The sequence below is a fragment of the Janthinobacterium sp. SUN033 genome, assembly GCF_030397595.1.
GTDB classification, from domain to species: Bacteria; Pseudomonadota; Gammaproteobacteria; order Burkholderiales; family Burkholderiaceae_D; genus Janthinobacterium; species Janthinobacterium kumbetense.
The window spans coordinates 34,294-49,974 of the sequence record NZ_JAPQNV010000002.1 but is presented as its reverse complement, the minus strand read 5'-3'; the positions used below and the strand labels follow the sequence as shown (position 1 = coordinate 49,974).

At 63.1% G+C, this 15,681-nt stretch carries 18 protein-coding genes; 11 read left to right on the top strand and 7 right to left on the bottom strand.

Annotated elements, in window-relative coordinates:
• Positions 1-4 precede the first annotated feature (4 nt).
• The 9 genes from OX460_RS08780 to OX460_RS08740 all read left to right on the top strand — a co-directional run bounded on the left by OX460_RS08780 (position 5) and on the right by OX460_RS08740 (position 7,620).
• Positions 5-1,504, top strand: a complete 1,500-nt coding sequence (locus OX460_RS08780; RefSeq protein WP_289898456.1) for an NADH-quinone oxidoreductase subunit M — start codon at positions 5-7, stop codon at positions 1,502-1,504.
• 16 nt (positions 1,505-1,520) lie between these two features.
• Complete coding sequence (nuoN, locus tag OX460_RS08775; protein ID WP_099667163.1) at positions 1,521-3,023, top strand: NADH-quinone oxidoreductase subunit NuoN; 1,503 nt, start codon at positions 1,521-1,523, stop codon at positions 3,021-3,023.
• A 3-nt stretch (positions 3,024-3,026) separates the two neighbouring features.
• A complete protein-coding gene (locus tag OX460_RS08770; RefSeq protein ID WP_289898455.1) occupies positions 3,027-3,356 on the top strand; it encodes a DUF2818 family protein in 330 nt (109 codons plus the stop codon).
• A 192-nt stretch (positions 3,357-3,548) separates the two neighbouring features.
• Positions 3,549-4,106: an NUDIX hydrolase gene (locus OX460_RS08765; RefSeq protein WP_070255807.1), complete on the top strand. Its 558-nt coding sequence runs from the start codon at positions 3,549-3,551 to the stop codon at positions 4,104-4,106.
• A gap of 8 nt (positions 4,107-4,114) precedes the next feature.
• The gene (locus OX460_RS08760) at positions 4,115-4,810 is read left to right on the top strand and encodes a hypothetical protein (protein ID WP_289898454.1); all 696 of its coding nucleotides are present in this window, start codon (positions 4,115-4,117) and stop codon (positions 4,808-4,810) included.
• Positions 4,811-4,822: 12 nt separating this feature from the next.
• Positions 4,823-5,536, top strand: coding sequence for a 2-C-methyl-D-erythritol 4-phosphate cytidylyltransferase (ispD, locus tag OX460_RS08755; RefSeq protein WP_289898453.1), 714 nt, complete (start codon positions 4,823-4,825; stop codon positions 5,534-5,536).
• A gap of 20 nt (positions 5,537-5,556) precedes the next feature.
• Positions 5,557-6,060 (top strand): 2-C-methyl-D-erythritol 2,4-cyclodiphosphate synthase, encoded by a 504-nt coding sequence (gene ispF, locus OX460_RS08750; protein WP_289898452.1) that lies wholly within the window; start codon positions 5,557-5,559, stop codon positions 6,058-6,060.
• Between the two features lie 36 nt (positions 6,061-6,096).
• Positions 6,097-7,260 (top strand): PQQ-dependent sugar dehydrogenase, encoded by a 1,164-nt coding sequence (locus tag OX460_RS08745; protein WP_289898451.1) that lies wholly within the window; start codon positions 6,097-6,099, stop codon positions 7,258-7,260.
• Positions 7,261-7,317: 57 nt separating this feature from the next.
• Entirely contained in the window at positions 7,318-7,620 is a 303-nt protein-coding gene (locus OX460_RS08740; protein ID WP_251351441.1) for a hypothetical protein, read from the top strand.
• 3 nt (positions 7,621-7,623) lie between these two features.
• On the opposite strand, the gene OX460_RS08735 is transcribed toward OX460_RS08740, so the two are convergent.
• Positions 7,624-8,838, bottom strand: coding sequence for an MFS transporter (locus OX460_RS08735; RefSeq protein WP_289898450.1), 1,215 nt, complete (start codon positions 8,836-8,838; stop codon positions 7,624-7,626).
• A 92-nt stretch (positions 8,839-8,930) separates the two neighbouring features.
• On the opposite strand from OX460_RS08735, the gene OX460_RS08730 reads away from it, so the two are divergent.
• Positions 8,931-9,551 (top strand): TetR/AcrR family transcriptional regulator, encoded by a 621-nt coding sequence (locus OX460_RS08730; RefSeq protein ID WP_077407037.1) that lies wholly within the window; start codon positions 8,931-8,933, stop codon positions 9,549-9,551.
• On the opposite strand, the gene OX460_RS08725 is transcribed toward OX460_RS08730, so the two are convergent.
• Complete coding sequence (locus OX460_RS08725; RefSeq protein ID WP_099667171.1) at positions 9,552-9,890, bottom strand: MmcQ/YjbR family DNA-binding protein; 339 nt, start codon at positions 9,888-9,890, stop codon at positions 9,552-9,554.
• A 518-nt stretch (positions 9,891-10,408) separates the two neighbouring features.
• Between OX460_RS08725 and OX460_RS08720 the strand changes: the two genes are divergently transcribed.
• The gene (locus OX460_RS08720; protein WP_289898449.1) at positions 10,409-11,065 is read left to right on the top strand and encodes a CCXG family PEP-CTERM protein; all 657 of its coding nucleotides are present in this window, start codon (positions 10,409-10,411) and stop codon (positions 11,063-11,065) included.
• Positions 11,066-11,139: 74 nt separating this feature from the next.
• On the opposite strand, the gene OX460_RS08715 is transcribed toward OX460_RS08720, so the two are convergent.
• The 5 genes from OX460_RS08715 to OX460_RS08695 form a co-directional block, all read right to left on the bottom strand.
• Complete coding sequence (locus OX460_RS08715; protein ID WP_289898448.1) at positions 11,140-12,120, bottom strand: FHA domain-containing protein; 981 nt, start codon at positions 12,118-12,120, stop codon at positions 11,140-11,142.
• Positions 12,117-13,517: a serine protease gene (locus tag OX460_RS08710; RefSeq protein ID WP_289898447.1), complete on the bottom strand. Its 1,401-nt coding sequence runs from the start codon at positions 13,515-13,517 to the stop codon at positions 12,117-12,119. Before OX460_RS08710 ends, OX460_RS08715 begins: the two co-directional genes overlap by 4 nt.
• Positions 13,518-13,586: 69 nt before the next feature.
• On the bottom strand, positions 13,587-14,240 hold the full coding sequence (ribA, locus tag OX460_RS08705) for a GTP cyclohydrolase II (RefSeq protein ID WP_077407024.1): 654 nt from the start codon (positions 14,238-14,240) through the stop codon (positions 13,587-13,589).
• Positions 14,241-14,400: 160 nt separating this feature from the next.
• Positions 14,401-14,802 carry a DoxX family protein gene (locus OX460_RS08700; RefSeq protein ID WP_289898446.1) on the bottom strand — a complete coding sequence of 134 codons (402 nt, stop codon included), beginning with the start codon at positions 14,800-14,802 and terminating at the stop codon, positions 14,401-14,403.
• Between the two features lie 27 nt (positions 14,803-14,829).
• Positions 14,830-15,531: a pirin family protein gene (locus OX460_RS08695; RefSeq protein ID WP_289898445.1), complete on the bottom strand. Its 702-nt coding sequence runs from the start codon at positions 15,529-15,531 to the stop codon at positions 14,830-14,832.
• Positions 15,532-15,681 lie beyond the last annotated feature (150 nt).

The following is a 15,681-nucleotide window of genomic DNA, read 5'->3' as shown; positions in this document are numbered from 1 at the left end:
AACCATGATGCAGTCTACGATTTCTACACTACCTCCTTACCTGAGTCTGTCGATCTGGGTGCCGATCATTTGCGGCGTCCTGGTCCTGGCTCTCGGCCGTGACAGCAAAGCGGGCTTTACCCGCTGGCTGTCGCTGGCCGGCGCGGTGCTCAGCATGCTGTGCACCTGGCCCCTGATCCAGCATTTCGACAACGCCGCGCACGGCATGCAATTCGTCGAAAAAGCACCGTGGATTGAAACCTTCAATATCTGGTACTCGCTGGGTATCGACGGCCTGTCCCTGTGGTTCGTGCCACTGACGGCCTTCATCACCGTCATCGTCGTCATTTCGGCTTGGCAAGTGATCGAGAAGCGCATCGCCCAGTACATGGGCTCGTTCCTGATCCTGTCGGGCCTGATGATCGGCGTGTTCTGCGCGCTGGACGGCTTGCTGTTCTACTTCTTCTTTGAAGCAACCCTGATCCCGATGTTCATCATCATCGGTATCTGGGGCGGTTCGAACCGCGTGTACGCGTCGTTCAAGTTCTTCCTGTACACCTTCTTCGGTTCGCTGCTGACCCTGGTTGCCATCATCTACCTGCGCAATGTGTCGGGCACTTTCGACATCCTGGCCTGGCATGCGTTCAAGCTGACGATGAACGAACAGATCTTCATCTTCCTGGCCTTCCTGATGGCGTTTGCCGTCAAGGTGCCGATGTTCCCCGTGCATACGTGGTTGCCGGACGTCCACGTGGAAGCGCCTACGGGCGGTTCCGCCGTGCTGGCCGCCATCATGCTGAAACTGGGCGCCTATGGCTTCCTGCGTTTCTCGCTGCCGATCACGCCGGACGCCAGCCATTACCTGTCGGGTTTCATGATCGCCTTGTCGCTGATCGCCGTCATCTATATCGGTCTGGTTGCCTTGGTGCAAACCGACATGAAAAAACTGGTTGCCTATTCGTCGATCGCGCACATGGGTTTCGTCACCCTGGGCTTCTTCATGTTCAACGACATCTCGGTGCAGGGCGGTATCGTGCAGATGGTCTCGCACGGCTTCATCTCCGGCGCGATGTTCCTGTGCATCGGCGTGCTGTATGACCGCATGCATACCCGCAACATCGCCGACTACGGCGGCGTCGTGAACCGCATGCCGAAATTTGCCGCCTTCTTCGTGCTGTTCTCGATGGCTAACTGCGGTCTGCCAGCGACTTCCGGCTTCGTAGGCGAGTTCATGGTGATCCTGGGCGCGGTGAAATTCAACTTCTGGATTGGTCTGCTGGCTGCAACGGCACTGATCTGGGGCGCGGCGTACTCGCTGTGGATGGCCAAGCGCGTGGTGTTCGGCAAGATCAAGAACAAGCATGTGGCCGAATTGACCGACATCAACAAACGTGAATTCTTCATGCTTGCTGTGCTGGCCATCGCCGTGCTCGTGATGGGTCTGTACCCAGCCCCGTTCACCGACACGATGCAAACTTCGGTTGCCGACCTGCTGCAGCATGTCGCCACCAGCAAGTTGCCTTAAATAGAAGACCGATAACATGACTAATGCACCTAATCTGGTACCGCTGTACGCGGAAATCTTTCTGCTGATCGCCACGTCGGCGCTCTTGCTGATCGATATGTTCTTGCCTGCGGCGAAGCGTTCGATCACTTACGTGCTGGCCTTGCTGACCCTGGCCGGCTGCGCCTTGCTGACCGTGGGCGACTTCAACGCGGGCACCACCGTCTACACGTTCAATAACATGTTCGTGTCGGACCCGATGTCGCAGTTGCTGAAACTGTTCTCCTACGGCGCCGTGGCGCTGACCCTGATCTACTCGCGTGCCTACGCCACCGACCGCAGCATGCTGTCGGGCAACCTGGGCGGCGAGTTCTACGTGCTGGCCCTGTTTGCACTGCTGGGCCAGATGATCATGATCTCGGCCAACAACTTCCTGATCATCTACCTGGGTCTGGAACTGATGTCGCTGTCGCTGTACGCACTGATCGCCTTGCGCCGTGACAATGCCAAGGCCACGGAAGCGGCCATGAAATACTTCATCCTGGGCGCACTGGCTTCCGGTTTCATGTTGTACGGTATCTCGATGCTGTACGGCGCCTCCGGTACCCTGGACCTGGGCGAACTGCGCGTGGCGCTGGAAAACGGCAAGACCAACGGCACCATCATGGTCTTCGGCCTGGTGTTCCTGGTAGCCGGCCTGGCCTTCAAACTGGGCGTCGTGCCATTCCACATGTGGGTGCCTGACGTGTATCAAGGTTCGCCGACGGCAGTGACCCTGCTGCTGGGCGCGGCGCCGAAACTGGCCGCCTTCGCCATCACCCTGCGCTTGCTGGCCGAAGGCTTGCTGCCGATGGCGCATGACTGGCAGCAAATGCTGCTGGTGCTGGCCGTGATGTCGCTGGCGATCGGTAACTTCACCGCCATCGCGCAAACGAATTTGAAGCGCATGTTGGCGTACTCGACCATCGCACAAATGGGCTTCGTTCTGCTGGGCCTGCTGTCCGGTACCGTGGATGCACCGAACAACACCCTGAACGCGGCTGGCGCAGCCACCGCCTACGGCGCCTCGATGTACTACGTCATCACCTATGTGTTCACCACCCTGGGCACCTTTGGCGTGATCATGTTGTTGGCACGTAATGGTTTCGAAGCAGACGAACTGGCCGACTTCAAGGGCCTGGGCAAACGCAGCCCGATCTTCGCGCTGGTGATGACCCTGTTCATGTTCTCGCTGGCCGGCGTGCCGCCGCTGATGGGCTTCATGGCCAAGTACTCGGTGCTGGCATCGGTATTGGCCACGGGCCAGCTGTGGCTGACCATCGCCGCCGTGCTGTTCTCGCTGATCGGCGCCTTCTACTACCTGCGCGTCGTGAAGATGATGTGGTTCGACGAGCCGACCGACAGCAATGCGCTGGTCGTGCATGGCGACATGCGCGTCGTGCTGGCCCTGAACGGCGTGTTCGTCCTGGCGCTGGGTGCGATGCCTAACAGCATCCTGGCTGCCTGCGCGACCGCCATCACCAAGACCCTGGCGTCCTGACCGATGGATGTGACCGTCTCGAGCTGGCTGGTGATCGCCCTGGGCATCCTGGGCGCCAACCTGCCTTTCCTGAACGAGAAACTGTTTGCCGCCGTGCCCTTGAAAAAGGCGGCGCAAGCAGACGGGGGCAAAGGCTGGCGCAAGCCGCTGGCGCTGCGCCTGCTGGAGATGGTGATTCTGTACTTCATCGTCGGCGCCGTGGCGTTCGCGCTCGAAGCGCGCATCGGCAACGGTTTCCCGCAGACGTGGGAGTTCTATGCCATCACGGGATGCCTGTTCCTGGTGCTGGCTTTCCCAGGCTTTGTCACACGCTACCTGCGCAAACGGCGCTAGAACGCTGACCAAACCTACTGCGCGTCGCGCTTTGCGGCCTGCGATGCTCACTGTGCTCAAGCACAGTTCCGCTTCTCAGCCACAAATCACAGCCGCTCGCTACGGTTTTGTCAGTGTTCCTCCCCTCCGAAAGCGGCGCCTCTGGCGCCGTTTTTTTTTATTGAGCATAATCAAGGTATGGATACTGAACGCATGGATATGAATTTAACTGAGACCAAGGTGGACGGCGAGCTCGTCTATCAGGGCGGCTTCCTGCGCGTGCAGCGCGACCGGGTTGCACTGCCGGACGGCAAGATCACGGCGCGCGAATTCGTCCTGCATCCGGGCGCCGTCGTCATCCTGCCGCTGCTCGACGATGGCACCGTGCTGATGGAACGCCAGTACCGCTATCCGCTGGACCGGGTCTTCATTGAATTCCCGGCCGGCAAGATCGATGCGGGCGAATCGCACCTGGCTTGCGCCCAGCGCGAGTTGCTGGAAGAAACGGGTTACACGGCCAGCGACTGGCAATTCGTCTCCACCATCCACAACGCCATCGCGTATTCGGACGAGCACCTGGAACTGTTCCTGGCGCGCGGCCTGGTAGCGGGCGAACGCCAGCTCGATGAAGGCGAATTCCTCGAAACGTTCACGGCCACCGTGCCGCAGCTGCTCGACTGGGTCAAGGATGGCACGATCACGGACGTGAAAACCGTCATCGGCATCTTCTGGCTCGACAAGATTACCAGCGGCGCCTGGCAGCCGGCTTGATCCTGCGCATGCGCACGGCGATCTTCCTGTTGCTGGCGTCGGCCAGCCTGGGCGCACACGGGGCGGCGCGCACGCCGTTCCAGGTGCGCTGCGAAGACACGATCAGCAAGACGGTGTCCGTGCTGACGGCGCAGCAGAACGGCTACAGCATCGACACGCATCTGCCGTACAAGGCCCTGACGGTGATGAAGGGCACGGCGCGCGCCAATACCTGGGTGCTGGGCTTGACGAAGACCGAGTCGCGCGTGGCCATCGCCCTGGCCGGCCCCATGCTGCAAGACCCGGCCAGCGGCTACGAATGCGTGGCGCCGCAGATTACCGTCACCCTCACGTATGCGCCCGTGGTGATCTATATCGGCCGCGAATTTGCCCCCGGCACTTGCGCGTATGATGAGATACTGGCGCACGAACTGCGGCACATGAAAACCTATATGGAACACTTGCCGCGCGTGGAAAAGACCGTGCGCGCCGCGCTGGCGAAGCGCTTCGAGGCGCGGCCCCTGTATGCGCCCAACGGCACGGCCAAGGCGGCGCTGGCGCGCGAGATCGACACGGGCTGGTTGCCGTACGTCAAGGCCGAAATGCGCAAGGTGGAAATTTTGCAGGCGGCCATCGATTCTCCGCAGGAATATGCGCGCCTGGGCAAGGCGTGCAATGGTGAGATCCAGAATATCCTGGCGGGCAAGACAGCGCCCGCCAACTAGACAAGGAATGGCATGACAGCAGCACCGAATCGCCCCCGTTATTTTGCCCTGATCCCCGCCGCCGGCGTGGGCGCGCGCATGGAAGCGGGCAGTCCCAAGCAATATTTACCCATCGCCGGCAAGCCCATGCTGCGCCACGCGCTCGACGCCTTTCTCGCCAGCCCCCTGATCGCGCATACGTATGTCGTCGTCAGTGCCGAGGATGGCCAGATCGACGCCGTCGTGCCGGGGCAGGGCGCAGGTGCAGGCGTGACCGTGCTGCGCTGCGGCGGCGCCACGCGCATGGAAACGATACTGAATGCCCTGCAGGCGCTGCACGGCAGCATAGCCGCCCACGACCAGGTGCTGGTGCACGACGCGGCGCGCCCCGGCCTGACGCCGGCGCTGATCGCAAAACTCATCGCCGAAGTCGCTGACCATCCGGCCGGCGGCTTGCTGGCCTTGCCCGTGGTCGACACCGTCAAGCGGGCAGGGCAGAACAACCTGTCGGCGCAGACGGTGCCGCGCGACCATTTATGGCTGGCGCAGACGCCGCAGATGTTCAGCTATGCGCTGCTGCACCGGGCCCTGTCGCAAGCGCCCGATCCGCAAGCGATCACGGACGACGCCAGCGCCGTCGAAGCGCTGGGCCTGGCGCCCAGGCTGGTCGAAGGCCACCCGCGCAACCTGAAGGTGACCTTGCCACGCGACATACACACGGCCGAGCTGTACTTGGCCCATCCTTGAATCCAGAACAGAAAGACCGCATGACGACCATCACCACTCCCGTACTGCCTTTCCGCATCGGCCAGGGCTATGACTGCCACGCGCTGGTGGAAAACCGCGACCTGATCATCGGTGGCGTGAAAATCCCCCATCACCTGGGCTTGCTCGGCCATTCCGACGCGGACGTATTGCTGCACGCGATCACGGACGCGCTCTTCGGCGCCGCCGCGCTGGGCGACATCGGCCGCCATTTCCCCGACACGGATGCGCAATTCAAGGGCGCCGATTCGCGCACCCTGCTGCGTGAAGCCGTGCGCCGCGTGCAGGCGACCGGTTATATCATCGGCAACATCGACGCCACCATCATCGCCCAGCGCCCGAAAATGGCGCCGCACATCGCCGCCATGTGCGCCAATGTGGCCGAAGACCTGGGCGTGAGTGTGGGCCAGGTCAACATCAAGGCCAAGACGAATGAGAAACTGGGCTACCTGGGCCGCGAAGAGGGTATCGCGGCCGAAGCCGTGGCCTTGCTGCTGCGCGCCTGATAGGCCACCGACCATCGACCACTGACAGGAGAGAGCATGTTCCAGCTACGCCGTAGCAGCATCCTGCTTGCATGGGCACTGGCCGCCGCGCCAGCGGCCCACGCCGAACTGCAAGCCACGGGCGAACCGCCCGCCGCGAAACAGCCGTGGAAGGCCGTTACCGTGGCCGAAGGCGTGCGCCAGCCGTGGGGCATCGCCTGGCTGGGCGAGGGGCGCGCGCTCGTCACCAGCAAGCAGGGCACCTTGCATTTACTCAATCGAAAGACTTTTACCGACGTGGCGCTGGAAGGCATGCCCAAGGTGTTTACGGGCGGGCAGGGCGGCTTGCTCGATATCGTCCTGCACCCGCAGGATGCGGGCAAGGCGCAGCAGCGCGTCTACATGACGGTGTCGACCGGTAACAATGACGCCAACCGCACGACCCTCGTGCGCGGCGTGTTCGACGGCAAGAAGGTGACGGGCATCCAGACCCTGTTCAAGGTGGCTACGGACAAGAGTGGCGGCCAGCACTTCGGCTCGCGCCTGCTGTGGCTGCCGGACGGCACTTTGCTGATGAGCGTGGCCGATGGCGGCAACCCGCCGCTGCGCATTGGCGACCGCCTGGCGCGCGAGCAGGCGCAAAACCTGGCCACGCACCAGGGTTCCATCCTGCGCCTGACGGAAGACGGCAAGCCGGCGCCCGGCAATCCGCTGGCCGCCAAGGGCGCCTTGCCGGAAATCTGGTCGTATGGGCACCGCAACGTGCAGGGCCTGGCGCTCGACCCCGTTTCCGGCCGCGTATGGGCCACGGAACACGGTCCGTACGGCGGCGACGAGCTGAACCTGGTGGTGGCGGGCGGCAACTATGGCTGGCCCCTGCAAAGCTATGGCGCCGACTATACGACGCATGAACCCGTCGGCAAGCACGAAGCGGCCGGCATGCTCAATCCGAGCGTGGCCTGGGTGCCGTCGCCGGCCCCGTCCGGACTGGCCGTCTACACGGGCGACAAGATTGCCGCCTGGCGCGGCAGCATCTTCAGCGGCGGCCTGGCGGCCAAGGATATCCGCCGCATCGCCGTCGATGCGCATGGCAAGGTGACGGGGCAGGACCGCCTGGCCATCGGCGCGCGCGTGCGCGACGTGCGCCAGGGACCGGACGGCTACCTGTACGCGCTGACGGACGAAGACAACGGCCGCCTGTTGCGCATCGTGCCGCAGTAGCACGGCAGGCGCCCACTTCGCTTAAGATGGCGCCTTTACTTCATTCAAGGTGGCGGCATGGCCCGTGATACTTATGCATACCGGCACGTCGCCGTCGAATCGCGCGCGATTAATGGCCGCGTGGAAATCCGGCCCGTGCCGGGCCAGGCCTTTTCGCCCGAGCTGGCCGTGCAGTGCTCGCGCCGCCTGGCCGACCTGCAGCGCCATCCGCTGGGCAGCCGCTTTCTGCTCTTTGCCAAGCTGACGGACCGCCTGGGCGGCACGCCTTTCCTGTATGCGTATCACGGCGACGCGGACGTGGTGATGACGCCGGCCGAAGTGACGAAATTCCTTGGGGAATTCCGCCGCGGCCGCATCTGATTCCTACGAGGCGATGCAGGCCGCGCCGGCCTTGGCGCCGGCCTGCGGCTTGCCGAAGATAGCGATCGTCAAGCCGCAGCCGAGGGCGAACAAGCCGCCGACCACCATCGCGCTGGACACGCCCAGCCGGTCGACGGCCACGCCTCCCAGCAAGGCGCCGGACGCCAGCGACACTTGTACGATGGCAACGAAGAGCGCGCTGCTGCCTTCCATCAGCTCCGGTGCCGCCTTGAACATCCACGTCTGCACGGCGATCGGCATGGCGCCGAAACCGAAACCCCACACGGCCACCAGCAGCATGGCGGTAAGCGAATGGCTGCCGAACGCGGCCAGGGCAAGGGTGGACACGCCCAGCACGGCGCCCGTCGCCATCAGCGCGGCCCGTTCGTAGCGGCCGGCGGCCCAGCCGCCCACGAGGTTGCCGATGAAGCCGGAAGCGCCGTACACGAGCAGCATGGCGCTGACCGTGCCGGCCGCCAGGTGCGAGATTTGCGTGAGGAAAGGCGCGATATACGTGTAGGCGGCGAACTGGCCCGTGAACAGCATGGCCGTGGCGATCAGGCCCAGCCTGGCCTTGCGGATGCCGAAAATCATCGGCAACTGGCGCAGTCGGATGGCCTGTGTCGGTGGCAGCTTGGGCAGCAGCAACAACTGGCCAAGGAAGACCAGCACGGCAATGGCGCTGGCCGCGCCGAACGCGACCCGCCAGCCCACCAGATCGCCCACCAGCGCGCCGGCCGGCACGCCCGCCACCGTACCCAGCGAGACGCCAGCGAAGATGATGGACATGGCGCGTGAGGCATGCTGCGGCGCCACCAGGCGCGGGCCGATGGCGCTGCCGATGGCCCAGAAGCCGCCCACGCCCACGCCCAGCATGGCGCGGCCCAGCAGTATCCACGCATACGAAGGGGCCAGCGCCACCAGCAGGTTCGATGCCACCAGCAGGGCCGTCAGGGCCAGCAGTACGATGCGGCGGTCCAGGCGGCCCGAGCCGACGGTGACGAAGATGGCGGCAAACGCGGCAACGATGCCGGGCGTGGTGATCATCAAGCCCGCCTGGCCCTTGCTGATGGCCAGTTCGGCGGCCATGGCGGGCAGCAGGCCGACGGGCAGGAATTCGGACGTGACGAGGGCGAAGGCGCCGATGCCGACGGATAAGACGGCCAGCCACGGCGCCACGGTGGTATCGTCGTCAGTAGCGTTGGAAAGTGTATGCATGAGAGGTTCCTGAAAAGCCGAGAGGTTTTTAACCGGTCGGTATATAATCAGGGCAGGTGGACATTGTTGTCAATAATTTTTTACCGAACGGTATGAAACAAGATAAAAAAGAAGAGGCGGTCAAGGCGAAAACGGGGCGGCCACGCACGTTCGACGCGGACGAGGCGCTCGATTGCGCCATGAAAGTATTCTGGGAAAAAGGCTATGAAGGCAGTTCCTTGCCGGAATTGACGAAAGCCATGGGCATGAACCGGCCCAGCTTGTATGCCGTCTTCGGCAACAAGGAGCAATTGTTCCACAAGGCGCTCGAGCGCTACAGCGATACGCGCATGCGGTTTTTCGATGCGGCGCTGGAACAGCCGACGGCGCGCCAGGTGGTGGAAGCCTTGCTGACGCAATATGTCGACGCGCAAACCATGCCGGACGGCCCGCACGGCTGCATGGGCGTCAATGCGGCGCTCGCCTGCAGCGACGATGCCTTGCCGATCCGCGATGAATTGTTCGCGCGCCGGCTGCGCGGTGAAATCAAGTTGCGCGACCGCTTGCGGCGCGCGAAGGAAGAGGGGGATTTGCCGCCCGATTCCTGCCCGGAGCAGCAGGCGCGCTTCGTCGTGACCCTGTCGCAGGGCATGGCCATCCAGGCGGCGGCAGGCGTATCTCGCGAGCAATTGCAGCAGATGGTGGGCTTGCTGCTGCGCAATTGGCCGATGTAACTACTCCGTCGGGGCGATGGTCTTGGCCAGGTCGCTGGGCGCCTTGCGCCGCCAGGCGGCCGTCAGGGCGGCGGCCAGCATGTCCAGCTCGGCGTCCGCCAGGCGCACCGTGATGCCGGCCAGGCGTTCGCCCCACCACAGCTTCTCGCAGCCGGACGGCGTGATGACGGTGGCGATATGCGCCGCTTCCGCATCGAGCAGCACATTGATGTGCTCGTCATCGGGCAGGGTGGCGAAGATCTTCCCGCCCACGCGGAAGGCCGGACGGTCGTGGTGTTCTTCCTCGGTGGCGTCGGGAAACGACAGTGCCAGATAGCGTAGTTCTTCCAGGTCGACCATTCCTCTTTCCCCCAGTTCGGATAGATAGCAGCGTGACTACATTTTGCCATGCTGTTTCGCCGCGTGGTGCAGCGGCATGCGAAAAGAAATGCGCAAGATGCGACACTGGCGCGCGCGCTTGTGGCGCTTGCGCGACAGGTCCGGCCAGCGCGCCAGGGGTAAAATGCCCATCCAGGCAGGCTTGTTCAGCCTGTTTCAAGGTGCTTGTCATATAAATATCTTACATGGCTAAAAGAAAAATACTTTTCTTCTAGGGAATTTAAGATAGAATAGATTCAACGTTTCACCTGACCCGTCAATTGTCTGGTTTTGTCCCGGGAACCCGAACCCTTTCCAGGACGCTTGCAGTGCCGCCATGGCACGCCGCAAGTCCGCGAAGTTTTGCGGAAGCCACGCCCCCGACCGCTCATTCTTGCAATTCTTGCGCTATGCCGACACGCCTCAATGCAGCGTGTATTCAGCTCAAGCGCCTTCACGCCTGTTGCGCCCGTTGAATACTTATTGACTGGATACCCATTATGAAAAACTTGCCTAAAATCGCTTTGTCCCTGATCGCCGTTGGTGTGTTTGCCCACGCGAACGCCAGCACCATCACCGTTTCCACCGGCTACTCGAATGCCGGCGCGCAAGCGTCCGCCGCCGCTTACCAGTCCGTCGTGAATGCCGCCGTGGCCACGCCGGGCGCCGGCTATGGCACGACGACGATTGCCAGCTACAACAATGTCACGAATAGCAGCCTGTTCGGCAGCGGTTCGAATATCGCCTTCAAGTCGGTGATCAACTTTGGCGTCAGCGCGGCCGATGCGGGCGCCTGGAGCTTCCGCAGCGGCGTCGATTTCGGCAAGGGCGGCGCCCTGTTCCTTGACGGCGTGGCGCTGGACTTCAAGAGCAGCGACCTGTGGTGGGCCGGTAACTACAATAGCAGCAGCCAGTTCCTCGCCGGTTCGGGCACTTTGGCTGCAGGCAACCATACCTTGAGCATCTTCGGCCTGGAAGGCTGCTGCGATGGCGGCCAGCAAGTCCAGTTCAAGGCGGGCAACAACAATTTCGCCAGCTTTTCCAGCGCCGACGGCCTGGTCTCGGCCGTGCCGGAACCAAGCACCTATGCCATGCTGCTGATCGGCCTGGGCTTGCTGGGCTTCACGGCGCGCCGCAAGCAGGAAGACAAGTTTTAAGCGCACGTCCTGAGCGCACGTAAAAAAGCCCGCCGGTCCGTCAGGATGCGGCGGGCTTTTTGCTTGATAGCGGTTCAGTCGCCGCTGTCTTCGTCTTCGTCGGCGCCCTTGGCCGCCTGGCCGCGCTCGGCGTCGACGGCGCGCTGCAGGCTGGCCGCATCGCGGAAGAAGGCGTCCGTCGTGTGATCCTGGCTCAGGCGCAAGGCTGGCGGGTAGATCACGGCCATGTAGGCTTCGTCGGCCAGGCGGCCGCTGGCCTGCAGGTTGCTCAGCAGGATCAGGGTCGAGCCGACGATGGCCAGCACGACGGCGACGAGGCCGAAGCGGCGCGGATGCTGCGGCTTGATCGTGCACAAATGGTAATAGATCATCGCGCATACAATGACGATGAACATATGCCGTCCGTAGCGCGTCAGCACTTCCAGCGACAGCGCATACGCCGTCACATTGCTGCCCAGTTCCCATACTTCCATGGCCAGCAAGCCGCAGCCTATGATGAACAGGTGGCGGCCGAAACGCGCCCCATGGCCAAACAGGCGGTTTGCCACGGCCCAGATCGACGCCCACACGAGGCCGCCGGCCAGCGCGTAGGCGATGATCATCAGGTAGGAAATCGGCTCGAAGGCGTCCGCATCGCTCAGCCAGTTGCTGAAGGCGGCCGAGGCGCCGATCATGGCCAGGCCGGCGATGGCGGGGCGCAAGCCTTCCCAGTCGTGCCGGGTCGTGTCGCCCAGTTCGGGCGCCACCGGGTGGTCGCTGGCGCGCACGCGCAGGCGCGTGTGGCCCAGGCGCACGATGCTGTTGCCCGTCATGGCCACCTGCAGTTGCCGCTGGCCCCGGTGGATCACGCCATTCTGGCTGCCCAGGTCGCGCAGCAGCAGGCCGCCTGCGCCGTCGTCTTCGACGATGGCGTGCGCGGCGGCCGTATGCGCGTCGTCGAGGATGAAGTCGTTGTCGTAGCCGCGCCCGATGCGGATCGGCAAGGTGGCTATGCGCTGGCGTTGCCGCACTTCGCCATTGTCGGCGAGGATTTCGATGAAGTATGGTGCTTTCATGGCTTGCGGCGGCTTTCCCGCGACAGCGCTTCGAGGAAGGTGCGCGTGACGCGCATGCCGTTGGCGTAGGACACGCCGCGCGCGTCGATGCGGCTTTGCAGGCTCATGAGTGGCTCATCGGTGCTGGCGGCCAGCAGGGCAAAGTCGTACAGGCCGGTAAACTTGCGGTAGGCGCGCACGCACAGGACGGCGCGCAAGGGCAGGGTCTTGTTCTTGACGAATTGTTCGGTGCATTGCGGGCCCGTCAGGCTGGCGCTCTTGTAGCTGCCGAAACTTTCATTCTTGAACGAAGCGCTTGCCAGTTCGGAAAAGCGCAGGGCGCCCAGACCGCTGCTGCGCAAAAATTCGTGGCGCATCGACACTTGCCCCGTCTGCAAGGCGCCGGAGATGAAGATGGCCGATTCCATGGCGCAGCTGGTGTTGTCGAGCATGTAGGGCTTGTCGGACTTGACGTTGGAGCGGCCCCAGCAGCGCATCTGGTCGGATTCGCGCACGGGCACGCGGTACGGGCCCATGGCTTTCAGGCTCAATGGCGTAGCGAGCAGGCGCGCCAGCATGACTTCCTGGTGCGCCAGCAGTTGCGCCGTCACCAGCGGCTTGAAGTCCTTCGGCGGCTTGCCTTGCTGCGCCACCTTGGCCAGCAATTGCTTGGCATAGCGGGCAGGCACGAGAAAACTGACGAGTTCGCCATCGAGGCGTTTCGACACATTCACGCCGGCCACGTCGCCATTCGCCGTGACGCTGGGGCCGCCGCTCATGCCGGAATTGATCGGTCCCGTAAACATCAGCTGGTCGTAGAAGCTGCGCGTGACGATGCCGTTGTACGAGCCTTCCGAGATGGCGAAGCCCAGGTCCAGCGGATTGCCCATCGAATACAGGTACTGGCCCTGCGTCAGCGGCGCCAGCGGCTCCGGCATCTTGAAGAAACCCGTGCCATGGCGGTTCACGCGCAGCACGGCCAGGTCGTGCAGCACGTCGACGGCAAGCAATTCCACATTGCCGCGCTGGCCGCTGGTGTCGACCCATTCGCCCACGTAGGTATCGGGGTCGAGGGCGAATTGGGAGACCACGTGATAGTTGCTCACCACCAGGTCGCCCGTGCCGATCAAAAAGCCGGAACCCACGGACGATTGTGTGCGGCCGTTTTTCAGCAGCACGCGCACTTGCAGGATGTCGGCGCGCGCCGCCGTGTACAGCTTTTGCGCGGCCGACGAGGGCGGCGGCAGGGCCGCATGTTCCGTGGCGGCGGGCGCGGCGGTGGCCGGCGGCGGTTTGATGGGGGGAGTCGAAGCGGTGGTGGCTGCGGCAGGCGCGGCAGGCGCAGGCGCCGCGGCCGCGTGGGCGCCTGCGGCAGCGCACAGGCTGGCCAGCAAGCAGGCGTAGTTAGATAATTTCATGCATCCTTTGTGCGTGAGCAGGAGCGCGGCCGGCGCGGCGCGGTATCGCGCACGCGCCGGCCCGGGGGACTACAGGGCGCCGTCTTCCAGCGCCGGCGCCGTTTGCGGCGTCATCATGTGACCGAGCTTGCTTTGCTTGGTATTCAGGTAGTGCTGGTTGAAGGCGTTGCGGTTGACCAGCAGCGGCACCCGTTCGGCCACCGTGATGCCCAGCGCTTCCATGGCGGCGATCTTGCGCGGGTTGTTCGTCATCAAGCGCAGGCTGTGGATGCCGAATTGCGCAAACATGGGCTTGCACAGGGTGTAGTTGCGCGCGTCGGCCTTGAAGCCCAGCTGTTCATTTGCCTGCACCGTGTCGGCGCCCGCTTCCTGCAGGCGGTAGGCGCGGATCTTGTTGATCAAGCCGATGCCGCGTCCTTCCTGGCGCAGGTACAGCAAGATGCCGCGGCCTTCTTCGGCGATGCGTTTCAAGGCGCCCTCGAGCTGGGCGCCGCAGTCGCAGCGCTGCGAAAACAGCACGTCGCCCGTCAGGCACTCGGAATGCACGCGCGCCAGCACCGGTTCGCCGTTGCCGATATCGCCCAGCACCATGGCCAGGTGTTCTTTACCAGTGGCGTGCTCGACAAAGGCGTGCAAGGTGAACTGGGCCCACGGCGTCGGCAGTGCGCAGGAAGTCGTGTAATCCAATTCGCCTGTCGCCAGGAGGTCTGCGCCGCTTTGCATGGTTGTGCTCATATAGGTAATTGTCAAAAATAAAAGGCGCGCGACACCACTCCGGTGCCGGCGCGCCCTGTCATCATACCAAAAAGCAGGGGAAGCCATTTCCCCTGGCTGAGATTTGAAAGCTGGAATGCCTGGTGATGTTGCTCTAATTGCGGCCGGATCAGCCTTTTACAAGACGACTGGCCTTGCAGAAGCCCCGCTCCACCAGCAACAGCATGCCGCCGAAGATGGACAGGTTCTTCAGGAAGTTCGTCAGCTGGTCCTGGAAGTGGGCCGCATCGGCGCTCCAGAAGGCGTGGAAGATCACGGTGGTCGGAATCAGGAACAGCGCCAGGGCCAGCGCCGCCCAGCGCGCCTGCCAGCCCGTGATCAGCAGCAAGCCGCCGCCCACTTCCAGGGCGATCACGCCCACCAGCAAAATATTGGCGATTGGCAAGCCCTGGCTGGCCATGTAGCCGGCCACCCCCGCGAAGGCGCCGATTTTCAGCAAGCCCGAGACAAAGAACAGCACGCCTAGGGCGGCACGGCCGAGGGGCAGCAATACATTGGTTTTGTTTTCCATGATTTTCTCTTTCTTTATATTTATCAATTATTTGGGTAAGTCGAAGAGGAGGAATTCCGCGTCCTCGGGTTGCGTGATGATCACGGCCGCTTCCTGCGTCAGTTTCAGCGCATCGCCCGCTTTCAAGGGCGTGCCGTTGACCACCAGGCTGCCGCGGATCAGGTGCACATAGGCGAGGCGGCCTTCTTCCAGCGCGTGTTCGGCCTGTTCGCCTTCCTGCAGGATGCTGGCGTAGATGGCCGCATCCTGGTGGATCAGCACGGAACCCTGGCGGCCGTCGGAGGAAGCGATCAGGCGCAGCTTGCCCCGTTTGCTGTCCGGCGTGAAGTGTTTCTCTTCATAGCTGGGCGGAATGCCCGTCACGTTCGGCTGGATCCAGATCTGCAGGAAGTGCAAGCCATCCGTTGCCGAGTGGTTGAACTCGCTGTGGCGCACGCCGCTGCCGGCGCTCATGCGCTGCACATCGCCGTAGTGCAGGACGGAGCCGGTACCCATGCTGTCCTTGTGTTCCAGCGCGCCGTCGAGCACATACGAAATGATTTCCATGTCGCGGTGGCCGTGCGTGCCGAAACCCTGGCCTGGCGTGACGCGGTCTTCATTGATCACCAGCAGGGGGCCAAAGCCCATGTGCAGCGGATCGTGGTAGCTGCCGAAGGAAAAGCTGTGGTGGGAATTGAGCCAGCCGTGGTTGGCGGCGCCGCGTTCTTCGCTGTGACGAATCTGTAACATGGTGGACTCCGTTTCTATAAGTTAATGTGCGATAATTTCGAAGGACCATTGCCTGGCGCTACGCCGCGGCTCTTTTCTGCCCTTCGCTGTACGATGAACAAAGTATAGGCCCCTGTGTCGGGAAAGAAAAACGGAAAATCTTGCGACCTA

Excerpts from the sequence above, each read along its gene's own strand:
- OX460_RS08760 (WP_289898454.1), top strand. The coding sequence starts at position 4,115 with ATGCGCACGGCGATCTTCCTGTTGCTGGCGTCGGCCAGCCTGGGCGCA.
- ispD (WP_289898453.1), top strand. The coding sequence starts at position 4,823 with ATGACAGCAGCACCGAATCGCCCCCGTTATTTTGCCCTGATCCCCGCC.
- OX460_RS08770 (WP_289898455.1), top strand. The coding sequence starts at position 3,027 with ATGGATGTGACCGTCTCGAGCTGGCTGGTGATCGCCCTGGGCATCCTG.
- OX460_RS08700 (WP_289898446.1), bottom strand. The coding sequence starts at position 14,802 with ATGGAAAACAAAACCAATGTATTGCTGCCCCTCGGCCGTGCCGCCCTA.
- OX460_RS08710 (WP_289898447.1), bottom strand. The coding sequence starts at position 13,517 with ATGAAATTATCTAACTACGCCTGCTTGCTGGCCAGCCTGTGCGCTGCC.
- OX460_RS08745 (WP_289898451.1), top strand. The coding sequence starts at position 6,097 with ATGTTCCAGCTACGCCGTAGCAGCATCCTGCTTGCATGGGCACTGGCC.
- OX460_RS08720 (WP_289898449.1), top strand. The coding sequence starts at position 10,409 with ATGAAAAACTTGCCTAAAATCGCTTTGTCCCTGATCGCCGTTGGTGTG.
- OX460_RS08725 (WP_099667171.1), bottom strand. The coding sequence starts at position 9,890 with ATGGTCGACCTGGAAGAACTACGCTATCTGGCACTGTCGTTTCCCGAC.
- OX460_RS08735 (WP_289898450.1), bottom strand. The coding sequence starts at position 8,838 with ATGCATACACTTTCCAACGCTACTGACGACGATACCACCGTGGCGCCG.
- OX460_RS08715 (WP_289898448.1), bottom strand. The coding sequence starts at position 12,120 with ATGAAAGCACCATACTTCATCGAAATCCTCGCCGACAATGGCGAAGTG.
- OX460_RS08740 (WP_251351441.1), top strand. The coding sequence starts at position 7,318 with ATGGCCCGTGATACTTATGCATACCGGCACGTCGCCGTCGAATCGCGC.
- ribA (WP_077407024.1), bottom strand. The coding sequence starts at position 14,240 with ATGCAAAGCGGCGCAGACCTCCTGGCGACAGGCGAATTGGATTACACG.
- OX460_RS08730 (WP_077407037.1), top strand. The coding sequence starts at position 8,931 with ATGAAACAAGATAAAAAAGAAGAGGCGGTCAAGGCGAAAACGGGGCGG.
- ispF (WP_289898452.1), top strand. The coding sequence starts at position 5,557 with ATGACGACCATCACCACTCCCGTACTGCCTTTCCGCATCGGCCAGGGC.
- nuoN (WP_099667163.1), top strand. The coding sequence starts at position 1,521 with ATGACTAATGCACCTAATCTGGTACCGCTGTACGCGGAAATCTTTCTG.
- OX460_RS08765 (WP_070255807.1), top strand. The coding sequence starts at position 3,549 with ATGGATATGAATTTAACTGAGACCAAGGTGGACGGCGAGCTCGTCTAT.
- OX460_RS08695 (WP_289898445.1), bottom strand. The coding sequence starts at position 15,531 with ATGTTACAGATTCGTCACAGCGAAGAACGCGGCGCCGCCAACCACGGC.
- OX460_RS08780 (WP_289898456.1), top strand. The coding sequence starts at position 5 with ATGATGCAGTCTACGATTTCTACACTACCTCCTTACCTGAGTCTGTCG.